Raw genomic sequence first — 24,040 nt, forward strand, 5'->3', positions numbered from 1 at the left:
GGGGGTCTTTCTCACGATGACTGTTCCAGACATCGAACGCAACGCAAGCAAGCGAATCGTGTGCGTGGATCAACTACGCGGGTACGCGATTTTCGGCATGTTGATCGTAAACGCGAAGGGTCTGTTCTTTTCCCCCGTCGAGAAGTACTTCGCGGGCTCGGAGTGGCAGGCCGCCTACGAGGCCTTCATCTTCCAGATCAGTCACCATCGCGAGAATTTCACGTACGCTGACACGATCGCGCCGCTGTTTGTATTCGTGGTGGGAATGGGCATGCGCCTTTCGTGGCTGCGCCGTAGTGCGGGAGCGAACGCCGCGGAGAGTCGTAAGGCGTTACTGAAACGCTACTGCCTGCTTGTCCTGATTGGCTTTACGATTTATACGGGCTGGTTGTGGGACGCACTGACAGACATTGGATTGGCCGGCCTGTTGGCGATCCCGCTGATAGACAAAAAGCCGCGCACGCGGGTCATCGCCGCGTTCGTGTTCGTCCTGGCATATCAATGCATTCATTCGTTCACGTCGTACGGTCATTGGTCGATGCACGGGAAGTTCTCCGAAGCCGATCCTGAATACGTGCCACTCCTCGTCCGGCTGGTGCCGCTCGATGACACATTATTCGCGGTGACACTGAACGGCGGCCCGCTGGGTCCCTTGAGTTGGGTCATGATGCTGTTGTTTGGATCGGTTGCGTACGACGTGTTGTCGGCCAAGAACGAGAAGAGGTTCGTTGTACAGTGCGCCGCGTGGGGCGTCGGCCTTTGCGCGCTGGGGTATGCGCTTCACGTTGCGTGGGGAAGCGCGAAGCCCGAATGGCCGTTCTCGGCGCGTTACATGACCGCGCCGTTTCCGTTATGGTCGACGGGACTCTGTTTCCTGCAGTTGCTCGCTTTCTATTTGTTATGCGACAAACTGAACATTCGTGTTCCGACATTCACATCGGTCGGCATGAACCCGCTCGCTCTCTATATTTTCCAAAGCCTGTTTCTCGATGTGGCGGACGATTTTGCGCCGGAGCAGTTGTCGTTATTTGTAGGTGTTCTTGGCTTCTTTGCATTCTGGGGCCTTATAGCAGGCGCCGCCTATTACCTGCATCGAAAGCGAATTTATATCAAGCTCTGAGCCGGCTTCGCCGCGGACGGGACCGATACGCACATTGCCACGCTATTGCATCCGCCCCCCAAAACGCGCACACTATCTCGATCTATGAAGGCCACACCCAGTTCCATCGACACTGCAAACGCGCCCGCCGAGCGCCCGGACACCGACCTGTTTACGCGTCCGCTGTGGCGCGCCGAAGACTTGGGCAAACCGATCCCCGCGTCGCCGCACGCTGCATCGGTGGCAATGCCGCTCTGGGAACACGTCGTGCGCTATGAGCAGAAGGACCCGGCGCTGCTCGATACGCTGCAATGCGGGTACCCAAGGTTCGTGTTCAATCCGATCGTCAACGAGTTGTTTCGCGAGTGCCGAAGGCGGTTTGCGAACGAGAATGAATTGTGCCTCGCGTTTCCGTCCCGGCGAATTGCAGAGCGGTGCGCGCGGTTCCTGGACGAAACCGCGGGGTTCCCGTCACGAATCGAGGACTTCGGATTAAACGATGTACACGCCGTAGTGTTTTCCAACGAAGCGTTCGACGCGGCGAAGAGCTTCTGGCAGCATTACGGCAACATTGTAAGTTCGCGTTTGGCACAGGCGACGCTGGCGGGCCGGGAACTGCCGTACGAAACAACCGACGCAAAAAGGACGCTGACCGAGCGCATTGCCTCACTGATCGGCTCCGTTGCGAAGGACATTCGGTTGTATCCATCGGGAATGGCCGCGCTGTCGGGGGCGCTCGATTGCGTGCGCGCCAACCGGCCCGGCGCGAAGACCATTCAGCTTGGCCTGCCCTATGTGGACTTGCTGCGCATTCAATCCAAGTGGGGACCGGAGGCGACATTTTATCCCGCGGCGAACGCGGAGGTGTTCGACGCATTGGCATGGCAGGTCGAGAACGAGCACATTGCGGCGGTGTTCTGCGAACACCCGGGGAATCCACTGCTGCAATGCGCGGACATCGAGCGTTTGTCGACGTTACTGCGCGCGCATGGTGTGCCGTTGGTCGTGGACGAAACCCTCGGGTCGTTTCTCAATGTGGACGTGCAGCCGTTCGCGGACATCGTGGTTACGAGTTTGACGAAATACTTCTCTGGTGTGGGCGACGTAATGGGCGGATCGCTTGTGCTGAGCACGGCGTCTCCATTTCACGACGTGCTCGCGCGGCACCTGCGCAGACAATTCGAGGACCGGCTTTGGGAGGAGGACGCGGCCGTGCTGGAGGCAAATTCGCGCGATTTTGTCGAGCGGATGCAGCGCATCAATGCAAATGCGGAACAGATCTGCGACGTCTTGCGCACGCATCCGAAGGTGCAGCACGTGTACTTCCCGAAATTCGAGACACCTGACTTCTACAAGTTAGCCTGCCACACCAACGCGGGATATGGCGGAATGTTTTCATTGGTGCTCAAGGGCGCCGCGGCCAACGCCCCACGATTCTACGACGCGCTGCGCGTCTCGAAGGGGCCAAGCCTGGGCACAAACTACACCCTGGCGTGTCCATATACGTTGCTTGCGCATTTCGACGAATTGGATTGGGTGGAGTCGATCGGCGTGTCACCACATCTTGTTCGAGTGTCCGTGGGAATCGAGGAATCGGGCGACTTGATTGGCCGTTTCGAACAGGCGCTGGATTCGGTGGAGTAGCCGGACTCGAATTCGTCGGCGACTTGGCGGTCGAGGGGTTACGTCGGTGACCCTCCTGGCCCTGTGCGCGGCCGGTGACAGCCCCCTACGGCCGTGTACGTGCACGCCTAAAATCGAAGGGGGCGCGCACCGGGTTTGGATGCAAGCATCCGCCTGGCCTGTCCTGCGGTGAAGATCGATCCCGTGATCAGAAGCGGGCAATGCGCAGACGCTTCCTTCATTCCGACTGCAATCGCATCGCGCAAAGGCGTTGTCATTTCGTGAGGAATTGCGCCCGCGGCTGCGGACAGCTTATCCGCCGGCGTTGCGCGCGACCCTTCAAATTCGGTGAGTATTAGTTTCCTGGCAAGCGGAGCGATTTCGCGGAGCATCTCACCCACGTCTTTGTCCGATGACGCGGCGAACACGACGACACAAGGCGGCATCGATTCCACGATTCGCTGAATCCCCGCAGGGTTATGCGCGACATCGATATAGACCGGCGGGTCGTCGAGCACGCGTTCCAGACGGCACGGCCACTGTGTGTCTGCAAGACCGCGCACGATGGCACTCTCGGTTATGGACAGATTTCGCTGGACGGACTCCATGAGCGCTACGGCAAGCGCGGCATTTTCCACCTGGTGCATACCCGCGAGACTGATCGGCGCGTCGGTCAAATTGAAAGTCGGCCCGCGGTAAGACAATGTTGACGACAACGGATCGCCACCGACCGCGAACGTAAAATCGCGTCCTTTGAGTTTGATCGGTGCATTGCATTCGCGCGCGACCGTCTCGATTACATCGAACGGGCCGGGCATGCATTCACCGACGACGACAGGGACACCCGTTTTGATGACACCTGCCTTTTCGAACGCAATCTCTTCGAGCGTGTTTCCGAGATACTTCTGGTGATCGAGCGCTATGTTGGTTATCGCGCAGACTTCAGGTTCGACGACGTTGGTGGAGTCGAACCTCCCCCCCATCCCGACCTCGATGACGGCAACATCCACTTTACATTCCGCGAAGTGGCGTAAGGCAATCGCCGTGCAAACTTCGAAATACGTCGGGGGATTCGGAAGTTCGTGCGAGGCTCCCCGGAAGAAGTCAATGTGGCGGTCAAGGTCTACGTCCGCTATCGGAGTGGCGTCTATTAGAAACCGCTCGGATACGTCCAGCAGGTGAGGGCTTGTGAAGCGCCCAACACGAAGGCCCGCAGCGCGCAGGATGGAAGCGGCAAATGCCACAACGCTCCCTTTACCATTCGTGCCGGCGACGTGGATTACGGGATATCCGCGCTGAGGATTATTTGCCACATCCAGCAACCGCCGGATGTTGTCGATGCCGAGTTTTATGCCGTGGAATTCGAGACTGGCGAGGAAGTCGCGGGGCGTCACTTGGGGGTGAGGTATTTCAGTAGCCGCCCGAGGGTATCGCGCATTTCCGGCCGCGGAACGATGCAGTCTACAAATCCGTTGTTAAACTGCGATTCCGCGGACTGAAATCCTTCGGGCAATTTGACTTTCAAAGCGCCTTCGATGAGACGCGGGCCAGCGAACCCGATCTGGGCGCCCGGCTCGGCAATGAGAATGTCACCAAGACTCGCGAAGCTCGCGTACACGCCGCCCGTGGTGGGGTGAGTGAGCACGGAGATATACGGGATCGCGGCTTCGTTCAGCGCGCGCACTGCGTCAGTCGTCTTTGCCATTTGCATCAGACCAAGGATGCCTTCATCCATGCGCGCGCCGCCGGACGACGTGAACACAACGTAGGGAACCCGCTCCCGAACGGCGTCGTCCGCCGCGCGGCAAAACTTTTCGCCGAGCGCGGACCCCATGCTACCACCGAGGAAGGTGAAGTCCATCGCGCCGAAAACCGCGCGGGCCGTGTCAATCGTTCCGAAGCCCGTGACGATGGATTCCGTAACGTCCGTCTTTGCGTGGGCGCGTTTCACGCGCTCGGGATAGGAGTAGGACTGTTCGGGGATTACGAATCCGAGCGGGTCGGCGGATTGTACTTCCATGTGCGTTTCGCTGAAGGAATCGGGATCGAGCAGGAACCCAAGCCGCTGCCGCGCCGTGATTCGGTTGTGGTGCCCACATTGGGGGCACACCATCAGGTTCTCTTCGACCTCGGTAGTTGAGACGGTCTTCTCGCAACCGGGGCACTTCGAGAACATACCGTCGGGCACGCTGCTTTTGCGGCCAATCACGGACACGAAGCGACGGCGCTTCAGAAACGGCATGGCACAGTTCCTCCCCGAGCGGCCTTCCGCACGTTGGACGCGGGATTACCCCACCGGGGTTTCAAGGTAGTTTTCCGCATGGTAAAGGAGGCGCCCGCAATGGGCGCAGGCATGCACCTTGCCGCCAAGAATTTCGTTTACGGCCTGCGGCGTTACGGCCATGTTGCAGCCGCTGCATGTCGCGCCATTCATGGGAACGATCGCGGCGCCGGTCTTCTTGGCGGCGCGGATGCGGTTGTACTTCGAGAGCAGGCCGGGTTCCACCGTGGCCCGGAGGGGTTCGCGCTGCGCCTCGAGCGCGTGGCGCGAACTGATCGCTTCGGCAAGCTCGGCGTCGATTTCGGCGCACTGACCGGCAATCTGTTTCAGCTCCTGGTCGATGCGCTTCTTGTCCTCGGCGAGGCGAACTTTCGCGGCGTCGATTTCGTCCATCAGGACAAGGATGCGCTCTTCTTTGACGCCGATCTGCTTTTCGATCATGTCGATTTCATGCAGCAGCGCCTGGTATTCCTCGTTCTTTTTGACGCTGTTGAGTTGCGTCTTGTATTTGAGTATCTGCGCCTGCTTCTGCTCGATGTCCCTCTCGCAGTCTTTTTGCTCGAGTTGCAGCGCCTTGAACGCTTTGTCCCGCTCGTCGAGTTCCGCGGCGAGGCGCTTCTTTTGCACGTCGAACTTCCCTTTTTGCTTGGGGATTTCGAGTTCGCGCAGGCGGCACGCCTCAATCTTCAAATCGAGTTCTTGCAGCGGCAACAGATTCTTCAAGGCAAACAATCTCCTGGCAACTTCACGGCGCGTGTGCGACGTGCGACGATTCAATTTGTTTCTGCTCGCCGCAACCCCTCTCGGGGTTGAAGCACGGTTCGTTGCACCATATCAGCGTACGTCGCTGCGCTTCACGCGACAGCAAGCGGCGTCAGTCTACCAAAAGTAAGAACCCCGCCCAAGGGCGGGGTGTAGTCTACTTGATCCAGGGCATCATCTTCCGCAATTCCGCCCCGACTTTTTCGACGGGGTGCGCGGCGTCGGCGTCTCGCAGCCTCTGGAAGTTTTTTCCGCCCGACTGGTATTCGCCTAGCCATTCTTTAGCGAAATCGCCGGACTGGATGCGCTTCAGCGCGGTGCGCATCGCGTTTTTCGCGTCCTCGGTGACTATTTTGGGACCTACGGAAAGTCCGCCGTACTCGGCGGTGTCGCTGACCGAGTAGTTCATGAATTTGAGCCCGCCGCGGTAGTAGAGGTCAACGATAAGTTTCAACTCATGCATTACTTCGAAGTACGCAATTTCGGGTTGATATCCCGCTTCCATAAGCACTTCGAAGCCCGCCTTAATGAGCGCCGCGGAACCGCCGCACAGGACGGTTTGTTCGCCGAAGAGGTCGGTTTCGGTTTCTTCCTGGAAGGTAGTTTCGATAATTCCGGCGCGTGCGCCACCGATACCCAGACCGTAGGCAAGCGCTTTCTTCAGCGCGTCGCCGGTGGCGTCCTGGTAGATCGCAACGAGGCACGGCACGCCTGCGCCGCGCTCAAACTCGTCGCGCACGAGATGGCCGGGGCCCTTCGGCGCGATCATGAATACGTCGACGTCCTTCGGCGGGTCGATACACTTAAAGTGAATATTGAATCCGTGCGCCCACATGAGGGACATGCTCGGACGCAGATTCGGTTTGATCTCGTTCTCGAAGAGGTCCTTCTGGATCGTGTCCGGAACGAGAATCATGATAATGTCCGCGCGTTTGGTGGCGTCGGCAACGGACATTACGTCAAAGCCCGCGTCCTTTGCGGCCTGGTACGTCTTGCTGTTTTCGCCGCCTTTGTGGCCGATGATTACGTTCACGCCGCTGTCACGAAGGTTTTTCGCGTGTGCGTGTCCCTGGCTGCCGTAGCCGATGACGGCGATGGTCTTCCCTTTGAGTGCGGACAGGTCCGCGTCTTTCTCGTAGTAAATCTTGGCCATTGGTCTTCCCTTACGCGTTGTTTTTCGAGGTTCGGGCCACGGCAATCCGGCCCGTCCGCACCAATTCCTTAATACCAAACGGGCGCATCATGTCGATAAATGCCCGAACCTTTCCTTCACTACCCGTAGCTTCGACAATCATCGACTCCGGATTGATGTCGACGACCTTCGCCCGGAAGATGTTCGCGACTTCGATGATGGGTGTCCGTCCGGCGCCATTGACGGCGACCTTTGCCATCACAAGTTCGCGCTCTACAAAACTCTCCTTCGTCAGATCGATGACTTCGATAACCTCGACGAGTTTCTGGAGTTGTTTTACAATTTGTTCGAGCACGCGATCGTCGCCCTCCACCACTACCGTCATGCGCGAGGCGCTGGGGTCTTCGGTCTCGCCCACGCAGAGGCTGTCGATGTTGAATCCGCGCGCACTGAACAGTCCCGAGACACGAGCCAGTACGCCGAAGTGGTTTTCGACAAGGACGCTAATCGTGTGTTTCATACTCACTCCAAGTCTCAGTTCCGGCCCGGGAACGGGCTGAAGACCCGTCCCCCCTCACTTGGCCTTGTTGAACCGGTTCATCGCCGCCGCGACGCCGTCGGTCACGCAACAGAGCACGGCATCGGCCGCGAGCGCGAGCGCGCGCTCGACGTCGGGCTTCTCCTCCGGTGCGAACGTGCTGAGCACGTGGTCGCTGAGGTCCTGATCGGCCTTTTTTTCACCCACGCCTATGCGCAGTCTCGGGAACTCCTGCGTGCCCAAATGCTCCACCACGGACCGAAGCCCGTTGTGCCCGCCGTGGCTGCCCTTCTCGCGAATCCGGACCGTGCCGAGCGGTAACTGGATTTCGTCCAGCACGACGAGCACATTTTCCGGTTCAGGCACGCGATTGCGCGCGGCCTTTGCGACGGAAGTCCCACTGAGGTTCATATACGTCAGCGGCTTAAGTAACATCAGGCGCTCGCCTTCGTGCGATGCGATGGCCAGCAACCCGTCGTATTTCTCCTGATCAAACCGCACGCCCAGGCGTACGGCGACTTCGTCGAGCACGCGAAAGCCGACGTTGTGGCGCGTGTTGCGGTACTGCTGCCCGGGATTTCCCAAGCCGACAATCAGCTTCACGCAGCGGTCCTTTCGCGCGACGCGTCAGGCAATCACTTCTTGCCGCCCTTCTCTTCCTTCGCTTCGGGCTTGGCTTTCGCATCCGCAGCCGCCTTGGCGTCTGCGGGCGTGGCCGCAGCCGCTGCGCCTTCCTCACCCGGTGCGGCTTCGACCGTCGTCGTTTCTTCTTTGATCGCACGCGGCGCGTGGCACGCGACGACGCTTCGGTCTAATGCCGTGACCACGCCAATGCCTGCGGGTACGGTGATGTTAGACACGTACAGGTGATCGCCGATGCCCAGGTCCGTGATGTCCACATCGATCTTTTCGGGGACTTCGAGTGCCAGACATTCGATTTCGAGTTCGCGAACCTGGTAGTCAAGCACGCCGCCGTCCACAAGGCCCTTGCAGTGCCCGACGAAGTGCAGCGGCACAAGCGTCGTGATGCGTTCATCAAGCCGGATACGCTGGAAATCCGCGTGTATGGCGTTGCCGCGCACGGGATGGTACTGCACGTCTTTCAGTAGCGCGGGACCGCTGGCGGCCGTGTCGTTCGACACATCGATCTGCACGATGGCATGCGAGCCGTGTGCTTGAATCAGCTTCACAAATTCGCGCGCATTAATCGTCAGTGTGACGGGACTTCCGTCGCCGCCGTAGAGGACGCCCGGCACGTTGCCGTCACGACGTTCCTGGCGGGCTTTGCCCTTGGTGCCGGACTCGCGCGTCGCGGCTTTGAGTGTTTGCAGTTGCATGGCCTCTCGATCTCCTCGTCGTTGGCGCGGTCGCGCGCCCGTTGTGCTTGTCCTTATCGAAACAAAATGCTTAACGACTCTTCCTGATGCACGCGGCGAATCGCTTCGCCCAGGAGCGACGCGATAGAAAGTACCTTAATCTTGTCGCTTGCGATGGCGTCGGCCTTTAGCGGCACGGTGTCGCTGACAAGCACTTCGCTCAGCACGCTGTCATCGATCCGCGCAACGGCATCGCCGCTGAAGACCGGATGGGTTGAGCAAGCGATGACATCGATCGCGCCAAGTTCCTTGATCGCCTTCGCGGCCTTCACAAGCGTGCCACCCGTGTCGATCATATCGTCGAAAATGAGCGCGTGTTTGCCCTCGACTTCGCCAATGACGTGCATGACCTCGGACACGTTTTCCTTGGGGCGCCGCTTGTCGACAATTGCGAGCGGTGCATCGAGCCGGCGCGCAAATTCGCGGATGCGGGCGACGCTTCCGGTGTCCGGCGACACAACTACCAGGTTGTCGACGCCGCGCTCCATGAAATGGTTCACGAAGACAACGTCGCCGCTGAGGTGGTCAACCGGAATATCAAAAAAGCCCTGAATCTGGCCGCAGTGCAGGTCAATCGTCAAAACGCGATCCGCGCCCGCCGCGACCAACAGGTTAGAAACCAATTTCGCGGTAATGGGCACGCGGGGGCGGTCTTTGCGGTCCTGGCGCGCGTACCCGAAGTACGGCAACACGGCAGTCACGCGGTCGGCTGATGCGCGGCGGGCGGCGTCGATCAGGATGAGCAATTCCATGATATTGTCGTTGACCGGCGGGCAGGTGCTGTTGACGATGAATACATCGCTGCCGCGGATGTTTTCGCCGATCTGGACCTTTATCTCGCCGTCGCTGAACTTGCCGACATTTACGCGGCCGCGGGGCACTTCGACGGTCTGGCAAATGCCTTCCGTCAGCGCGACGGACGCGCTGCCGCTAAAGATCTTTATGCTCTTGCTGTATGCCACGATGGTTGCCCTGACCAACGATCAAAATGGCCGGTCCGGAAGCCGGCCCTCCAAAGCTAAAGTGGCTGGGGCGCTAGGATTCGAACCTAGGAATGTCGGCTCCAAAGGCCGATGCCTTACCACTTGGCGACGCCCCAGCAGAAAACCCCGCTTCGTGGGCCGCGCCGGCCCATAAAAGCGGTTCAGCCCCGCACGGGACAATCGAACAACTATAGCTAACGGAGAAGTCACAAGTCAATTCAACGGAGCGGGTTAGAATTGCGGAAATCTGGAATATCGGACCTGGATTCCGGACTCGAACTGGGGGAGGTTGGGTGATCGCGCCGGTTTGGAGTCAGCTTAAGCGAGCGCGCGGATTTCCTTTAGCAGGGCTAGGGTGCGCTTCGACACGTCCTCGGCATAGGACAGGACCTGCTGGCCTTTGCCACGGCGGAGTTCGAGGCGGAGGTGAGTTATCTCACGGGCGAGCGGGATGACCTTCAATCCCCACTCTTTAGCCAGATCGATCTTGGCCTTCCCCATCAGGCGGCACAATGCGCCGTCGCATGCGCAGACGGCAGAGCTTGCCTCGATGATACGGCTGCGGGTGTCACGGATGGGCGGAGCACTGTACATGAGGTCGACGAGCATGTCGTAGGCCTGATCCATCGCCTCCAGGTTTTGAATGGGATCACCGGACACGCTGCGCTGAAAGAGGACCTCGACGTCACCGGTGTCGAGTCCGTAGGTCTGGGCCAAGGCAAGGTTGAAGGAGAGTTGCGTGCGGTCGTCCTCGACGAGGCGCTGCGCGAGGACATCGCGCCAGTAGTTGCAGACGTTGTGTTCCGCCATCAGGACGATCTGGGCCTGGCCGGGAAACATTTCGATGTGACGCTTCAGGTTCATCGGTGTCCACGTCCGGTTCTGGACGAAGTCCGTGAGATCGATCATTTCGTATTCGGCGCGAAGCGTATTCTTCGGGATGTTGATGTTGAGGCTCGACATTCCCCGGACGTCATTGCTCGCGACGCAGAAGAGATTGAAGTCGTCGCCGCGAAGGCGAAACGAACTTGTGGGCGGTACACCTTTCGGAAGCAGCGCGAAATCGTCCGTAGATGTGCTCTCTACGTACCACTCTTTCGGTAGCCGCGCAGGCTTCGCCTGAAGCAGCAGGGGCGCGATAGCATTGAACCGTTCCATGCGGCGGTCCAGTTCCAGCCAGAGATCGCTGAACATAAGGAACGGGCCGGTGAGTGTGCGCTGAATGCTTCCGGTTGCCCAGATGGGATCGTTGTGGTACGCATAACTGAACCAACCGCGGCCGCCGTTGAGGAACGCAACATTGATGAGGAGCCGCAGTTCGGGGCACGAGTTCCATTCGGGCGTTCCAGTCGCGTAAATGAACGCGGGGCCCATGAGCCAAAACTGTTGGCCGCGGGCCAGCGGCGCGTGCGTGCGAACGACATCGCCCGCCTCCCAGGAGGCATGCGAGCGGTAGTGCGTAATGCCGGAGATAGCGAAATGCGGCGCATACAGCGGATAGGCGGTGACGTTTCGCGTAACAACCGCGACTGGATGGTTGGGATCGCATTCCTCGACCCATTGCTTGGCCTGCAACATTCCGCGAAATTCGCCTTCCGTCGGCTGAGTGCGCAAGTTCCAGGCGAGGATCGTGTTGTTGTTCGCGTAAGGCCGAATATGCGCGTCGATGAGGCGGCGGACGGCGGGCTCGTCGTCGCGTATCGGCATTTCGAACGACGGCACCAACTTGATGCCGTAGCGGTGCGCCGCGGCCAGGAGGCTTTCCCATTCGTCGTTGGTCATCCGCTCGACGCTCTCGACGAGGAGACAATTGTGATGGTGGGTGACGAGGTCTTCCATCGTAAGCCACCAAAACTCGCTCAGCGAAATGCCGAGGCGGTCGGCGCTGCGCCGAACGGTCTCGGCGTGAATGCAGGTGCCCAGCGGCATGAATTCATCAAGAATCGGGTAGCGCCTTGCGCAGTGTTTGGTTTCGAGTTCGACGCGATCGCGCTCGCACGCGTCGCGCTCCTCTTCGCTCATCGCACGAAAGCGAATGGACTGAATCTCGAACGATTCGGTCGTGCGCGTGGTCGACGAAAGGCGCAGGACCAGTGCATCTATTCGCAGCGGCACACGCCAATGATTGACGCGCCGCGCCAGCGTGCGCCACTGCTTCGAACGGGGCAAGCGATCAACGCCGTGTCCGCCGGGGTATAACCAGACCCACGACGGGTGGGAATTATCGCTCGTGCAACGATAGGTTACTTCGGCGATGGGATACCGGTTCATATCGATGGGAAAGCGCTCGTCCTTTACGTCGAAAGACGCAAGGGGGACCCAGAAGCTCGGGTCGTCCCGCGGGATACTGTCCATGCGGCGCACTTCCTCGAAGCGGCCGGTGAGCTTGACTCCTTCGGGCGTGCGCGCGCGCGAGACAGGAATACGCTTCCACTCTTTGTCGTTCTCGAAATCCTTCGTGGTCCACTTGGCGATGTCGTCCGCGGAAAACTCGACGTATTCGAGCGAATCGCGGAGCGCTTCGTTCGGGGCTTGAAGGATTGAGCTAAGGTAGCCTGCGTATTCGTAGTGCATTAGGGTCCGAGTATTGGGAACCGGGTTTCAGGCTTCGGCGAAAAAGCGCTGCGTGCAGCGTGCCGCGCCGCAGATGCCAACAAAGTGCTCCGGCGGCTTGGCGCACTGCTTACTGCCGTAGCCGTGCCTGTAATCGTGCTCGTAATCGTAGCCGTCCTTGTGATCGCAATCGAAAGTGTGGCGCGGCATTCCGTTTAGTTGCTGCGTGACCTATGCCGCGCGGGCTCGCGACCTCGAACGCCGGACGAAGAATTCATCCAGCCCGACGCCGAAAAGTATCGCCGCGCCAATGACAACATACTCCAATTGGCTCGGAATCTCCAAGATATTGACGAGATTGCGCAGGATGTTCAGGAGGGACGCGCCAATGAGCACGCCAATCACGTTGCCGGAGCCGCCGCGCAGACTGCACCCGCCAAGGACCGCGCCGGCAATCGCGTAAAGCTCGAAGAAGTTTCCGAAATCGCTGGGACCGAGCGAATTCACTTTGAACGCGAGCAAGAGTCCTCCCAATGCCGTGACCAGCGAACACAGCACGTATGCAGCGATCTTGAGGCGGGCCGTGCGGATACCGCTGAACCGCGCACCTTCTTCGTTCGCGCCGAGCGCAAAGAGATGCCGGCCGGAAGGCGAGAGATGTAAATACGCGCCGATCGCGATTGCGAGCAGAATCAGAATCACAAATGGGACCGCGAGGTTATCGCCGATGAAGCCGTTACCAAACCAGCGCATGCCGGGATATGCGCCGGCAAACCCCTGACTTTGATCGCCGGTGATGAGGCGCGTGATTCCGCGAAAGAGGAACAGGCTGCACAGCGTGACGATGAACGGCTGCAGGTCGAGTTTCGAGATGAGCAACCCGTGCCACAGACCCGCGGCGACGCCAATCCCCAGGCACATCGGTACGACCGCGACGGGCGGCAAGCCTTGCCCCTTGTTGAGCAACATTGCGGCGCAGATGCCGACGAGCCCTACCAAACTGCCAACGGAAAGATCGATGCCCCCGGTAATGATAACGAGCGCTTGCGCGAGACTCAGGATGCCGAACAGGCCAATCCACGTTAGCAGGTTGCGGATGTTCGCCGTCGTGAGAAAGCTGATTCGGCCGTCGTCTTGGGTCGCTTCCCACACGGTCGTGAACAGGACAAGCGCGACGAGCAGGCCCGATAACCCCAGCGCCTTTCGCACGGCCGGCTAATGCCCGATCTGTTCGTGCAGGGTCGTGCGGAACGCTTCGACCTCGGACTTTGTGATTGTGCGCACCGGGATGAATATCTGTTTCGATTCCGGGATTTCGTAGCCATTGCCCTTGGCAAGTTTCACGAGCACGTGCACGGACTGGTAACCGAATTCGAAGGGTTGCTGCACAATCGTTCCTTCGATGTGACCGTCGACAATTCCCTGTAACGTCTCGGCCTCTTCGTCGAAAGCCACAATCTTTACCTGGCCGAGTTTGCCCGAATCGCGCACGCCATTGAGTATGGCGGGGCCGTTGTAGCTCCACAGGCCGACGAGACACGCGATATCGGGATTGCTCACCAATGTGTCCTGGACGTTCGCTATGGCCTTCGCACGATCGGTCTCATCGGTCCGAGTCCCGAGGATTTCAATATTCGAACCCGCGAGCGTGTCCTCGATCCCCTTTTGGCGGTCCTGCGCGTTCTGCGCGTCTGCGCGACCCACGAAGAGCATGATCTTGCCGCCATTCGGCAACACTTTCTTAATCAACTCGCCAGCCGCTTTGCCCGCATCGTAGTTGTTCGTTCCGAGGTAGCAAAGCCGCTCGCTCTCCGGCGCGTCGGAGTCCTGCGTGATGAGGTTCACCTGCTTTGCGAACCCGTTCAACGTCTCCGTCCAGTTCTGCGGATCGTTCGGACTGACCGCAATGCCCGACACCCCGTTCACGATAAGGTCTTCCATGATCTGCTGCTGCTCCTGCGCCGTACCCGTCGCCGGCCGCCGGAACAACACCTCACACCCCAACTCGGCCGCAGCCTTCTTCGTCCCCGCCTCCGCTATCGCCCAGAAATCGGACGTGTTGTTCGTGACGAAGGCGACCTTGACCTTGGCGTCTGTCGGAGTTGGTGCAGGGGCCGCCGCCTTCGTCAATGTGCCGGTATCGGACGACTCCGTTGTCTGCAGCGGCGGCGCAGAGGGGGTGCACGCCGAGAGTATGAAGCAGAAGCCAAGTATTACGGACAGACAGTTGCGCATGGTGACTCCTCCCCATTGAATTCCAATTGTGTCGAATAGGAAGCGAGCCGCGCAAGCTCGTGCCATCGCAGATGTCTGCTCGTCCGCCGCATCAAACGGCGGACAGACATCTTCGCACTCTTTCCAATGCCAAAACTGCGCCCCGCGTTTGCATGGCCGCGTCGATTCGCGGATAGCCGGATTCCCATTCACTGGCGCCGTTGGGTGCGATAAAGGCCGCGTAAACGGTCTTGGCTTCAGGGTCAGTGACTAATGCCAGGCCGCAGTCGGCGTTGTAGAGGGCACGGACAAGGCTGGCGGCCTCGACGACGGCATGCTTCATGTCCTGCCCCGCGTAGCGGTCGAGCTTTTCTACGGCGCCACCCGCGAAGCACGTCGCGCCCGCGGCGATGAGGCGTTGCGCAATGTGGCCTCCGGTGAAGGTCTCGGAAATCGCGACGGTCCAGCCGCGTTTCTTGAATAGCGCGTCGACGACGCCTTCGAGCGTTTCGTCGTTTGTCCCGAAGATGAGGCCGGGCATGCGCGCGCGGACCTGCGCGTCAACCTCGTCGATCATGCGGTCGCAGTCCTCGACTGTTTCGGCCTTTGCGGAGATGCGGATGCGCACCGACTCCGGCGACGCGAGGACGCCGATCTGCGGGTTGGACAAGCTGGCCATGAGGTCGCCCATCTTCGAATCCACCCAACTCTCCCCCACGCCACAAATCTTCAGCACGCGGTGGTGAATGACTCCTTGCATACTGTACTTCCGCCGCAGGTACGGAATGACGCTATCCTCGAGCATCGCATAAAGCTCGCGCGGGACGCCGGGCATGCAGATGACTTCTCCGCGTTCGTCGCCGCAGATGATGCCGGGGGCGGTGCCGTTGGGGTTCGAAATGAGCGTCGCGCCCTGAGGTGCGAACGCTTGCTTCTTGTTGTTCTCCGTCGCGGGCCGCTTCAAGAACGCGAAGATGGCCGCAATTTGGTCCCACGCTTCCTGACGAAACTCGAGCGGTTTGCCGAACACGTCCGAGACTGCCTCGCGCGTGAGATCGTCTTCCGTAGGGCCCAGACCACCCGACGTGAGTACGACATCCGCCCGGCCCAACGCCGCTTCAAGCACCTTTGTGATGCGCTGCCGGTTGTCGCCTACAGTCGTCTTTTGGTAAAGGCCAATCCCATTTTCGGCGAGGACTTTTCCAATGTGCGTTGCATTGCTGTCGACAATGTGACCGAGCAGAAGCTCGGTGCCAATCATTACGATTTCCGCGTTCATAGATTGTTTCCAAGTGTGGCGGCGAATCGGGCAGCGCAAAGTCCCGCCCGAATGCAACATAAAATGTCATGTGGTCTTATTGATTGTCTATTTTCGCGGCGGACATTCGCGTCTGCCAAAGTTTTACGGCTTTTTTACGCGATCGGCGCCACTCTTTGCACCGAACTTTCAATTTTCGGGGTACTGTTAGGACATACGACGGAGGTGCGTTCCCATGGATTTCGTATTTGTATTGCTGATTGCGGGGTTCACGGCGGCCATGTTGCTCATGGTCGTAGCGTGCGACCGCTTGGCGGGAGGTTCGTAAGGTGGGACCTATTTACGTCATCGCGGGGACAATTGCATTCGCGCTCTTGATCTACCTCTTTTACGCGATGTTCAAACCGGAGCGATTCTGATGACAACTGGATTTTGCGTACAGCTTATTCTTTACATGGCCGTATTGGCGGGAATCACGCCCCTCATGGGCAAGTATCTGCTTGCGGCCGTCGATGGGCGGTTGGGGCGCGGGCCGCTGGGCAAGGCCGAGCGGTTGTTCTACCGCGTGTGCGGCGTCAACCCTGACGAGGAAATGACGTGGCAGCGCTATGCCTTCGGCCTGATACTGTTCAGCGGCGTCGGCGCTCTGGTGACATACCTGATGCAGCGCACCCAATTGTGGCTGCCGTTCAATCCGCAGCAACTGGCGAACGTGACGCCGGACAGCTCGTTCAATACGGCGGTAAGTTTCACGACGAACACGAACTGGCAGGGCTACGGCGGCGAAACGACGATGTCGTATTTCACGCAGATGGTGGGTCTTACCGTTCACAACTTTGTATCCGCGGCCGCGGGTATCGCGGTGGCGTTCGCGCTGATGCGCGGAATTACGCGCAAATCGACCCTGACGATCGGCAATGTGTGGACCGACCTCACGCGCATCACGGTATACGTATTTCTCCCGATTTGTTCCGTGTTCGCGCTGGCGCTCGTCAGCCAGGGCATGATTCAGAACTTCAACGAGTACGCGAAAGTGACGCCACTCGATCCTGCGCAGGGCGAGCAGACCTTGGCCATGGGGCCAGTCGCATCACAGATCGCGATGAAGATGCTCGGCACCAACGGAGGCGGTTTCTTCAACGCCAACGCCGCGCATCCGTATGAGAACCCGAACATGCTGAGCAACGCGCTGCAAATTCTGTCGATATTCTCGATTGGCGCGGGCCTCTGCTACTCGTTTGGCCTGATGGCGCGAGACAAGCGCCAGGGTTGGGCTATCTGGTCGGCCATGGCGATCATGTTTGTCGTGGCGGCATGCTTCTGCGCGGCGTTCGAGCAGCAGGGTAACCCGGTGTTCGCACAGTACGGCGTTGATCAAACGGCGTCCGAAATGCAGTCTGGCGGCAACATGGAAGGTAAGGAGGCGCGCTTTGGCATTGCGGCGTCGTCTATTTTCGCCACGATTACCACGTCAGCCTCCTGCGGTGCGGTCAATAGCATGCACGCGTCCTACACGCCGCTCGGCGGGTTGGTACCCATGTGGCTCATGCAAATCGGCGAGGTGGTGTACGGCGGCGTCGGTTCCGGCATGTACGGTATGTTGGTATTCGTGATTGTCGCGGTGTTCATCGCGGGCCTCATGGTAGGCCGCACGCCGGAGTATCTTGGAAAGAAGATCGAGCCATTCGAGATGAAGATGGCCGCGTTCGCCGTGTTGGTCACGCCGTTGCTCGTCTTGTTGGGCGCGGCGATAGCAGTGTCGTTCGGGGCAGGCCAGGAAGGCCCGTTGAACCCCGGACCACATGGATTCAGCGAGATCCTGTACGCGTTCTCCTCCGCCGCGAACAACAACGGAAGCGCTTTTGCCGGCTTGTCGGCAAACACGCCGTTTTATAACACGATGCTCGCGACCGCAATGTGGTTCGGCCGCTTTGCGATCATCGTGCCGGTCTTGGCGATGGCGGGATCGCTCGCGCGCAAGCGCGCGCTTGCGGTGACCGCAGGCACACTGCCGACACACGGTCCGTTATTCGTGTTTCTCTTGATCTCGACGGTATTGGTCGTGGGCGCGTTAACGTATCTGCCCGCGCTTGCGCTTGGCCCGGTCGCCGAGCGATTGCTGCTCGCCGCGGCGAAATAAGTGGGGTACTGAAGCAATGTTTCGTAAAGGCAAGCCGCTCTTCGACGCGCCACTTCTTAAAGAAGCGTTCAGCGGCGCATTCGTGAAACTGGATCCGCGGGTGCAAGTACGCAATCCCGTCATGTTCGTTGTGTACGCCGGCAGCATTATCACGACATTTCTGTTCGTGCATACCTGGGGCGGAAACGGCGAAGCGCCGGCGTTGTTCATTCTGGGCGTAACAATTTGGCTGTGGGCCACGCTCCTCTTCGCAAACTTCGCGGAGGCATTGGCGGAAGGCCGGGGCAAGGCGCAGGCGGCGACGCTGCGCGCCATGCGCACCACGGTAAACGCGAAGAAACTGTCGCAACCGAATTATGGCGCTGCGTGGTTCAGCGTGCCCGCGGACAATCTCGTGAAAGACGATGTCGTGCTCGTGGAAGCCGGCGACGTTATTCCGTGCGACGGGCAAGTCATCGAGGGTGTGGCGTCGGTGGACGAAAGCGCGATTACCGGCGAGTCCGCGCCGGTGATTCGCGAATCCGGCGGCGACTTTAACGCAGTCACGGGTGGCACGCGCGTGTTGTCCGACTGGCTGGTCGTTCTTGTTACGGCGAACCCGGGCGAGACCTTTCTCGATCGTATGATCGCGATGGTGGAGGGCGCCACGCGGCGCAAGACGCCGAACGAAATTGCGCTGACTATTCTGCTTGCGAGCTTCACAATCGTGTTCCTGCTTGCGACGGCAACCCTGCTGCCCTATTCGCTGTATGCGATTCGTCAGGCCGGCGCCGGCGACGTCATCACAATCACCGTGTTGATTGCGCTGCTGGTATGCCTGATCCCGACAACGATTGGCGGCCTTTTGTCCGCGATCGGGATTGCAGGTATGAGCCGCATGCTCGAAGCAAACGTCGTCGCCACATCGGGCCGTGCGATTGAAGCCGCGGGCGACATCGACACGCTGTTGCTCGACAAGACCGGCACGATCACGTTGGGCAACCGGCAAGCTACGGAATTTTTGCCCGCCCCAGGTGTGCAGGAAAAGGAGCTTGCGGACACGGCGCAGCTCGCATCGCTGGCCGACGAGACACCGGAAGGGCGAAGCATCGTCGTGCTCGCGAAACAGAAGTACAATTTGCGCGAACGCGAAGTGCACAAGATCGAAGCGGCCTTCGTGCCGTTTTCCGCGCAGACGCGCATGAGCGGCGTGTCGATGCACGGCATCGAGATTCGCAAGGGCGCCGCGGACGCCATCCGCAAGTTCGTGGAAGGCAACGGAGGGAAGTTTCCGGAAGCGGTGCAGCGCAGTGTGGATGACGTGGCGCGCCGAGGCGGCACGCCTCTCGTTGTCGCGGAGGCCGCGCGCGTCCTTGGCGTGGTCGAGTTGAAGGACATCGTGAAGGGCGGCATCAAAGAACGCTTCACGGAGATGCGCCGCATGGGAATCAAGACGGTCATGATTACCGGCGATAATCCGCTGACCGCCGCGGCGATTGCCGCGGAGTCGGGCGTGGACGACTTCCTCGCGGAGGCGACGCCTGAGACGAAGTTGTCGCTCATCCGCAAGTACCAGTCGGAGGGCCACCTCGTGGCAATGACCGGCGACGGTACCAACGACGCGCCTGCGCTGGCACAGGCCGACGTTGCGGTGGCGATGAACTCCGGCACGCAGGCCGCCAAGGAGGCCGGCACGATGGTCGATCTCGATTCGAACCCGACGAAACTTATCGAGGTGGTTGAGATCGGAAAGCAGATGCTGATCACGCGCGGCTCGCTGACCACCTTCAGCATCGCAAACGACGTTGCCAAGTATTTCGCGATCATTCCCGCGGCGTTTGCCGCGACGTATCCGCCGTTGAACGCGCTGAATATCATGCATCTCGCGACACCGTCCTCCGCGATCATGTCGGCCGTGATTTTCAACGCGCTGATCATTATCGCACTGATTCCGCTCGCGTTGCGCGGCGTGCGTTATACGCCGTCCAGCGCGGCGGCAATGCTTCGGCGGAATATCGTGGTCTATGGCGTCGGCGGCGTAGTCGCGCCGTTCATTGGAATCAAGTTAATCGACGTGCTGATCTCGGCATTATAGCCGCCACAAAGGACATACGAGAATGTTTAGCGAATTGAGACAGGCTGTATCTGTATTTCTTGCGTTGACGGTGATTACCGGCTTGGCCTATCCTTTACTCGTGACCGGCGCAGCACAGCTTGTGTTTCCACGTCAGGCGAACGGGAGCCTCGTTCCGTGCGACGGAGTCATTGTCGGATCGTCGCTCATAGGGCAGACCTTTAGCGATCCAAAATATTTCTGGGGCCGTCCATCCGCGACGTCGCCGTCGTGTAACGCCGCAGCATCTTCGGGGTCGAATCTTGGTCCTTCGAATCCCGCGCTGCACGATGCCGTGAAGCGGCGTTGCGAGGCGCTGCGCGCGGCCGATCCGGAGAACAAAGCGCCGATTCCCATCGATTTGGTGACTATGTCGGGCAGCGGGCTGGATCCACACATCAGTATCGCAAGCGCGCTGTACCAGGCGGGTCGCGTGGCGGGCGCGCGTGGACTGGATCGAGCGGCGGTCGAGGCCATGGTTGCTGAGCATGCCTCGAGGCCGATTGCGCCAGGCTTGGGCGAACCAATCGTCAATGTGCTCGAACTGAATCTGGCACTCGACGGAAAGATTTAGCGTGTGGTAGCGCCACCGGAAACTGCGCGTCCGAACCCCGACGAACTTCTGAAGCAGGTTAGCGCCGAAGAGAGCCGTTTGGGTCGTGGCAAGCTCCGTATCTTCTTCGGGGCGTGCGCGGGTGTCGGCAAGACGTATGCAATGCTCAACCGAGCGCGCCAATTGGTTGCGCAAGGTTCGGATATTGTCGTCGGTCTTGTCGAGACGCACGGCAGGCAGGAGACGGAGCAACTCCTGGAAGGCTTGGAGTTGCTTCCGAAACGCGAGATTCAGCACGCGGGCCGCACGTATCGGGAGTTCGATATTGATGCCGCGATCGCGAGGCGGCCGACAATTTTATTGGTGGACGAACTCGCGCATACGAACGTTCCCGGCTCGCGCCACCCGAAGCGCTGGCAAGACGTGGAAGAGCTACTCGACCTGGGCATCGAAGTCTACACCACGCTCAACGTGCAGCACCTCGAGAGTCTAAACGACGTTGTCGGCAGCATCACGAACATTCGCGTATGGGAGACGATCCCCGATCGCGTATTCGACCAGGCCGACGAGATCGTTCTGGTCGATTTACCGGCAGACGACTTGTTGCAACGCCTTGCCGAGGGCAAGGTGTATATGCCCGAGCAGGCGGAACGCGCGGTGCGCAATTTCTTCCGAAAAGGCAACTTGATTGCACTGCGCGAGATCGCGTTACGCCGGACGGCGGACCGGGTTGACGACGAAATCCACACCTATCGCAGGGAACGCTACGCGGACCGCATCTGGGCCACACGCGAACGGCTGCTGGTCTGCATCGGCCCCGCGCCGGGATCCGAGTACGTGCTTCGCAGCGCCGGCCGGCTCGCGTCGAGCATCAACGCGGAATGGCACACGGTCTACATCGAAACGCCCTCCCTGCAGCACCTGCCCGAATCCGTACGGACAACGATTGTTCAACGACTGAAACTTGCACAGGACCTCGGCAGCGTGACGGCCTCGCTATCGGGCAATGACGTTGCGACCGCGCTGGTCGATTACGCGCGCAAACACAATGTGACCAAGTTTGTTATGGGCCGTACTTGGCACCGCTGGCCGGTGCCTTTCCTGCGGCCGGACCTCCCGCAGCGTGTCGCGCTGCTCGCGCCGGACATCGACATCGTCCTCGTCGCACGGGTCCCGGTTGAGAAACCCCTTCAAAAGGAAAGCAAGTCCTTTGGCGCTCGGTTCGACTGGCAAAAAGACGCTCCTGGATACGGTGCGGCGCTAGCCTCATGTGTTGGGGCCACCCTTGTCTTGACACCGCTTCGCGAATACTTCGCATTAACGAATATTGCGATGGTCTTTCTGTTGGCCGTGCTGCTCATTGCGGCGAGGTTTGGCCGTGGCCCTGCTATCTTGGCGGCCATTCTAAACGTTCTCGCGTTCGATGTGTTCTTCGTGCCGCCGCGATTCTCTCTCGTCGTATCGGATGCGCAGTACTTTATTACGTTCGCGGCCATGCTTGCGGTCGGTTTGCTGACCGCGCAGTTGGCATCCAGCCTTCGCTTTGAAGCGGGCGTTGCCTCGCAGCGCGAAGAGCGCGCGCATGACCTGTATCAACTCGCGCGCGAGTTGTCCGCGGCCATCACTTCCGATCAAATCGATTCGATTATCCGCCGCGCCGTGAAGGGACTGTTCGGCTTGCCGTCCGTAGTGCTTCTGCCCGATGCAAATGACCGTATTCTTCTTGCAGACACCGAAGCTGGCCTGTCGCCAGATCGGGGAACGGCCCAATGGGTATATGATCGTGGCGCGCCGGCGGGAGTGGGTACGGACACGTTGCCCGGCAGTCCTATCCTGTACTTGCCCATGCGCGCACCGATGCGCGTGCGCGGAGTGGTGGCGATCGCTGCACCAAATGCGGTTGTCGTCGGTAACCCCGAGTCGCGACGCCAAATTGATACATTAACGGCACTTGCTGCGATAGCGCTCGAGCGTGTTCACTTCGTGGAGGTGGCGCAGGAAACGCTCCTTAAGATCGAGTCTGAGCGTCTTCGCGAATCGTTGTTGGCCGCGCTGTCCCACGATTTGCGTACGCCGCTCACTTCCCTCATGGGCATGGCCGATGCGCTTGCACAGAAGTCCGAATCGCTACCGCCGGAACAAGCCGAAGTGATCTCAGCGATGCGCGCGCAAAGCGCGCGGATGATGCGCATGGTCACCAACTTGTTGGACTTGGCGCGGCTGGAATCGGGCCAAACGCCGCTGCGCGCGGATTGGCAGTCCCTGGAGGAATTGGTTGGCGCGGCGCGCGTCTCGCTCAAGGAAGCGCTGCACGAGCGCAAGGTCACTGCGAATATCCCGCCGGACCTGCCGCTGCTGTTTTGTGATGCCGTGCTCATCGAGCGCGTTCTCGTGAATCTGATCGAGAACGCAGTGAAGCACACGCCGAAACATTCGGAGATTACGATCGGCGCGCACGAAGTCGACAATATGATCGAGATCGCCGTTTCCGATACGGGCCCTGGATTGCCCGCGGGCCGCGAAGAGGAACTGTTCGACAAGTTCGTTCGCGCGAACCCGGAATCAACCGTTCCGGGCATTGGTTTGGGGCTGGCAATCTGCCGATCGATCCTCACCGCGCACGGCGGCACAATCCACGCAGAAAACAGCCCCAGTGGAGGCGCGCGATTCGTCGTTCGACTACCGGTCAAATCGATGCCGTCCATCGAGCCCGAAGTCGAGTCGAAGGCGGATTCGATATGACTTCGGGGCAGAACCCAGCGGGCGTATTAGTGGTCGAAGATGACGAAGAAATCCGCCGCTTTGTGCGCACCGCCCTCAAAGACGAGGGTTACGTCGTGTTTGAAGCCTCTACGCTGTCGGCTGGGCTGGTCGAGACCGGCACGCGGAAACCGGAACTCGTCATTCTCGATTTGGGTTTGCCGGACGGAGACGGAGTGGACTTCATTCGCGACGTACGGTCATGGAGCAGCGTGCCGATTGTCGTCCTTTCCGCGCGCGTTGAAGAACCGGACAAGGTGCGAGCGCTCGACGCGGGCGCAGACGATTATTTGTCGAAACCTTTCGGCGTAGCGGAACTGCTCGCGCGCACTCGAGCGGCACTTCGCCGGACCGCGCGCACCGATGGCAACGAAACCTTTGTGCGGTTCGGCGACATCGAACTCGACCTATCCCGGCGCATGGTGACGCGCGGTAGCGAGCAGGTGCGTCTCACGAAAATCGAATACCGGTTATTGACGACGCTGGTCGCCAACGCCGGCAAGGTGCTTACCCATCGTCAACTGCTGCGTGACGTGTGGGGGCCGTCCTACATTGAACATAATCACTACCTTCGCATTTATATGGCCCACCTTCGGCAGAAACTCGAAGCAGACCCGACGCATCCCAAACACTTTATCACCGAAACAGGCGTCGGTTATCGGTTCACTTTGTAAGT

The 24,040-nt window shown here is 59.7% G+C and carries 21 protein-coding genes and 1 tRNA gene; 8 read left to right on the forward strand and 14 right to left on the reverse strand.

What is annotated here, in order from left to right; all coding sequences use genetic code 11:
• Window positions 1–16: 16 nt before the first annotated feature.
• Window positions 17–1,120 (forward strand): hypothetical protein, encoded by a 1,104-nt coding sequence (locus HUU46_00705; GenBank protein ID NUM52140.1) that lies wholly within the window; start codon window positions 17–19, stop codon window positions 1,118–1,120.
• Window positions 1,121–1,204: 84 nt separating this feature from the next.
• Window positions 1,205–2,743 (forward strand): PLP-dependent transferase, encoded by a 1,539-nt coding sequence (locus HUU46_00710; protein NUM52141.1) that lies wholly within the window; start codon window positions 1,205–1,207, stop codon window positions 2,741–2,743.
• A gap of 107 nt (window positions 2,744–2,850) precedes the next feature.
• Here HUU46_00710 and HUU46_00715 read toward each other — a convergent pair whose 3' ends face one another.
• From HUU46_00715 to HUU46_00780, 14 genes are all read right to left on the reverse strand, one after another.
• Window positions 2,851–4,116 carry a bifunctional folylpolyglutamate synthase/dihydrofolate synthase gene (locus HUU46_00715; GenBank protein ID NUM52142.1) on the reverse strand — a complete coding sequence of 422 codons (1,266 nt, stop codon included), beginning with the start codon at window positions 4,114–4,116 and terminating at the stop codon, window positions 2,851–2,853.
• Window positions 4,113–4,964, reverse strand: coding sequence for an acetyl-CoA carboxylase, carboxyltransferase subunit beta (gene accD, locus HUU46_00720; protein ID NUM52143.1), 852 nt, complete (start codon window positions 4,962–4,964; stop codon window positions 4,113–4,115). Before accD ends, HUU46_00715 begins: the two co-directional genes overlap by 4 nt.
• A gap of 45 nt (window positions 4,965–5,009) precedes the next feature.
• Window positions 5,010–5,726 carry a hypothetical protein gene (locus HUU46_00725; protein ID NUM52144.1) on the reverse strand — a complete coding sequence of 239 codons (717 nt, stop codon included), beginning with the start codon at window positions 5,724–5,726 and terminating at the stop codon, window positions 5,010–5,012.
• A gap of 196 nt (window positions 5,727–5,922) precedes the next feature.
• Window positions 5,923–6,918 carry a ketol-acid reductoisomerase gene (gene ilvC / locus HUU46_00730; GenBank protein NUM52145.1) on the reverse strand — a complete coding sequence of 332 codons (996 nt, stop codon included), beginning with the start codon at window positions 6,916–6,918 and terminating at the stop codon, window positions 5,923–5,925.
• Window positions 6,919–6,928: 10 nt separating this feature from the next.
• On the reverse strand, window positions 6,929–7,417 hold the full coding sequence (ilvN, locus tag HUU46_00735; protein ID NUM52146.1) for an acetolactate synthase small subunit: 489 nt from the start codon (window positions 7,415–7,417) through the stop codon (window positions 6,929–6,931).
• Between the two features lie 54 nt (window positions 7,418–7,471).
• Complete coding sequence (locus HUU46_00740) at window positions 7,472–8,038, reverse strand: aminoacyl-tRNA hydrolase (GenBank protein NUM52147.1); 567 nt, start codon at window positions 8,036–8,038, stop codon at window positions 7,472–7,474.
• A gap of 32 nt (window positions 8,039–8,070) precedes the next feature.
• Window positions 8,071–8,772: a 50S ribosomal protein L25 gene (locus tag HUU46_00745; protein NUM52148.1), complete on the reverse strand. Its 702-nt coding sequence runs from the start codon at window positions 8,770–8,772 to the stop codon at window positions 8,071–8,073.
• Window positions 8,773–8,825: 53 nt separating this feature from the next.
• A complete protein-coding gene (locus HUU46_00750) occupies window positions 8,826–9,776 on the reverse strand; it encodes a ribose-phosphate pyrophosphokinase (protein ID NUM52149.1) in 951 nt (316 codons plus the stop codon).
• A gap of 59 nt (window positions 9,777–9,835) precedes the next feature.
• Window positions 9,836–9,910 (reverse strand) — tRNA-Gln (locus tag HUU46_00755).
• A 202-nt stretch (window positions 9,911–10,112) separates the two neighbouring features.
• A complete protein-coding gene (locus HUU46_00760) occupies window positions 10,113–12,368 on the reverse strand; it encodes a hypothetical protein (protein NUM52150.1) in 2,256 nt (751 codons plus the stop codon).
• Between the two features lie 27 nt (window positions 12,369–12,395).
• On the reverse strand, window positions 12,396–12,557 hold the full coding sequence (locus tag HUU46_00765) for a hypothetical protein (protein ID NUM52151.1): 162 nt from the start codon (window positions 12,555–12,557) through the stop codon (window positions 12,396–12,398).
• 21 nt (window positions 12,558–12,578) lie between these two features.
• Window positions 12,579–13,556: an ABC transporter permease gene (locus HUU46_00770; GenBank protein NUM52152.1), complete on the reverse strand. Its 978-nt coding sequence runs from the start codon at window positions 13,554–13,556 to the stop codon at window positions 12,579–12,581.
• A 6-nt stretch (window positions 13,557–13,562) separates the two neighbouring features.
• Window positions 13,563–14,582 (reverse strand): sugar-binding protein, encoded by a 1,020-nt coding sequence (locus tag HUU46_00775; protein ID NUM52153.1) that lies wholly within the window; start codon window positions 14,580–14,582, stop codon window positions 13,563–13,565.
• Window positions 14,583–14,673: 91 nt separating this feature from the next.
• The gene (locus HUU46_00780; GenBank protein NUM52154.1) at window positions 14,674–15,840 is read right to left on the reverse strand and encodes a CinA family nicotinamide mononucleotide deamidase-related protein; all 1,167 of its coding nucleotides are present in this window, start codon (window positions 15,838–15,840) and stop codon (window positions 14,674–14,676) included.
• Window positions 15,841–16,148: 308 nt separating this feature from the next.
• On the opposite strand from HUU46_00780, the gene kdpF reads away from it, so the two are divergent.
• The 6 genes from kdpF to kdpE are packed head-to-tail and all read left to right on the forward strand — an operon-like array spanning window position 16,149 to window position 24,038.
• A complete protein-coding gene (gene kdpF, locus HUU46_00785) occupies window positions 16,149–16,238 on the forward strand; it encodes a K(+)-transporting ATPase subunit F (GenBank protein ID NUM52155.1) in 90 nt (29 codons plus the stop codon).
• Window positions 16,238–17,959, forward strand: coding sequence for a potassium-transporting ATPase subunit KdpA (kdpA, locus tag HUU46_00790; GenBank protein ID NUM52156.1), 1,722 nt, complete (start codon window positions 16,238–16,240; stop codon window positions 17,957–17,959). Before kdpF ends, kdpA begins: the two co-directional genes overlap by 1 nt.
• A 16-nt stretch (window positions 17,960–17,975) precedes the next feature.
• Window positions 17,976–20,033 (forward strand): potassium-transporting ATPase subunit KdpB, encoded by a 2,058-nt coding sequence (gene kdpB, locus HUU46_00795; protein NUM52157.1) that lies wholly within the window; start codon window positions 17,976–17,978, stop codon window positions 20,031–20,033.
• A 22-nt stretch (window positions 20,034–20,055) separates the two neighbouring features.
• Window positions 20,056–20,625, forward strand: a complete 570-nt coding sequence (kdpC, locus tag HUU46_00800; GenBank protein ID NUM52158.1) for a potassium-transporting ATPase subunit KdpC — start codon at window positions 20,056–20,058, stop codon at window positions 20,623–20,625.
• A 3-nt stretch (window positions 20,626–20,628) separates the two neighbouring features.
• Complete coding sequence (locus HUU46_00805; GenBank protein ID NUM52159.1) at window positions 20,629–23,346, forward strand: DUF4118 domain-containing protein; 2,718 nt, start codon at window positions 20,629–20,631, stop codon at window positions 23,344–23,346.
• The gene (gene kdpE, locus HUU46_00810) at window positions 23,343–24,038 is read left to right on the forward strand and encodes a two-component system response regulator KdpE (GenBank protein NUM52160.1); all 696 of its coding nucleotides are present in this window, start codon (window positions 23,343–23,345) and stop codon (window positions 24,036–24,038) included. Before HUU46_00805 ends, kdpE begins: the two co-directional genes overlap by 4 nt.
• The last annotated feature ends 2 nt before the right edge of the window (window positions 24,039–24,040 follow it).

It is taken from the genome of Candidatus Hydrogenedentota bacterium, from assembly GCA_013359265.1.
Classification (GTDB): Bacteria; Hydrogenedentota; Hydrogenedentia; order Hydrogenedentales; family SLHB01; genus JABWCD01.

Coding starts and splice junctions, on each gene's coding strand:
- HUU46_00705 (NUM52140.1), top strand. CDS start 17: ATGACTGTTCCAGACATCGAACGCAACGCAAGCAAGCGAATCGTGTGC.
- HUU46_00710 (NUM52141.1), top strand. CDS start 1,205: ATGAAGGCCACACCCAGTTCCATCGACACTGCAAACGCGCCCGCCGAG.
- accD (NUM52143.1), bottom strand. CDS start 4,964: ATGCCGTTTCTGAAGCGCCGTCGCTTCGTGTCCGTGATTGGCCGCAAA.
- ilvC (NUM52145.1), bottom strand. CDS start 6,918: ATGGCCAAGATTTACTACGAGAAAGACGCGGACCTGTCCGCACTCAAA.
- ilvN (NUM52146.1), bottom strand. CDS start 7,417: ATGAAACACACGATTAGCGTCCTTGTCGAAAACCACTTCGGCGTACTG.
- HUU46_00745 (NUM52148.1), bottom strand. CDS start 8,772: ATGCAACTGCAAACACTCAAAGCCGCGACGCGCGAGTCCGGCACCAAG.
- HUU46_00760 (NUM52150.1), bottom strand. CDS start 12,368: ATGCACTACGAATACGCAGGCTACCTTAGCTCAATCCTTCAAGCCCCG.
- HUU46_00765 (NUM52151.1), bottom strand. CDS start 12,557: ATGCCGCGCCACACTTTCGATTGCGATCACAAGGACGGCTACGATTAC.
- HUU46_00775 (NUM52153.1), bottom strand. CDS start 14,582: ATGCGCAACTGTCTGTCCGTAATACTTGGCTTCTGCTTCATACTCTCG.
- HUU46_00780 (NUM52154.1), bottom strand. CDS start 15,840: ATGAACGCGGAAATCGTAATGATTGGCACCGAGCTTCTGCTCGGTCAC.
- kdpA (NUM52156.1), top strand. CDS start 16,238: ATGACAACTGGATTTTGCGTACAGCTTATTCTTTACATGGCCGTATTG.
- kdpB (NUM52157.1), top strand. CDS start 17,976: ATGTTTCGTAAAGGCAAGCCGCTCTTCGACGCGCCACTTCTTAAAGAA.
- kdpC (NUM52158.1), top strand. CDS start 20,056: ATGTTTAGCGAATTGAGACAGGCTGTATCTGTATTTCTTGCGTTGACG.
- kdpE (NUM52160.1), top strand. CDS start 23,343: ATGACTTCGGGGCAGAACCCAGCGGGCGTATTAGTGGTCGAAGATGAC.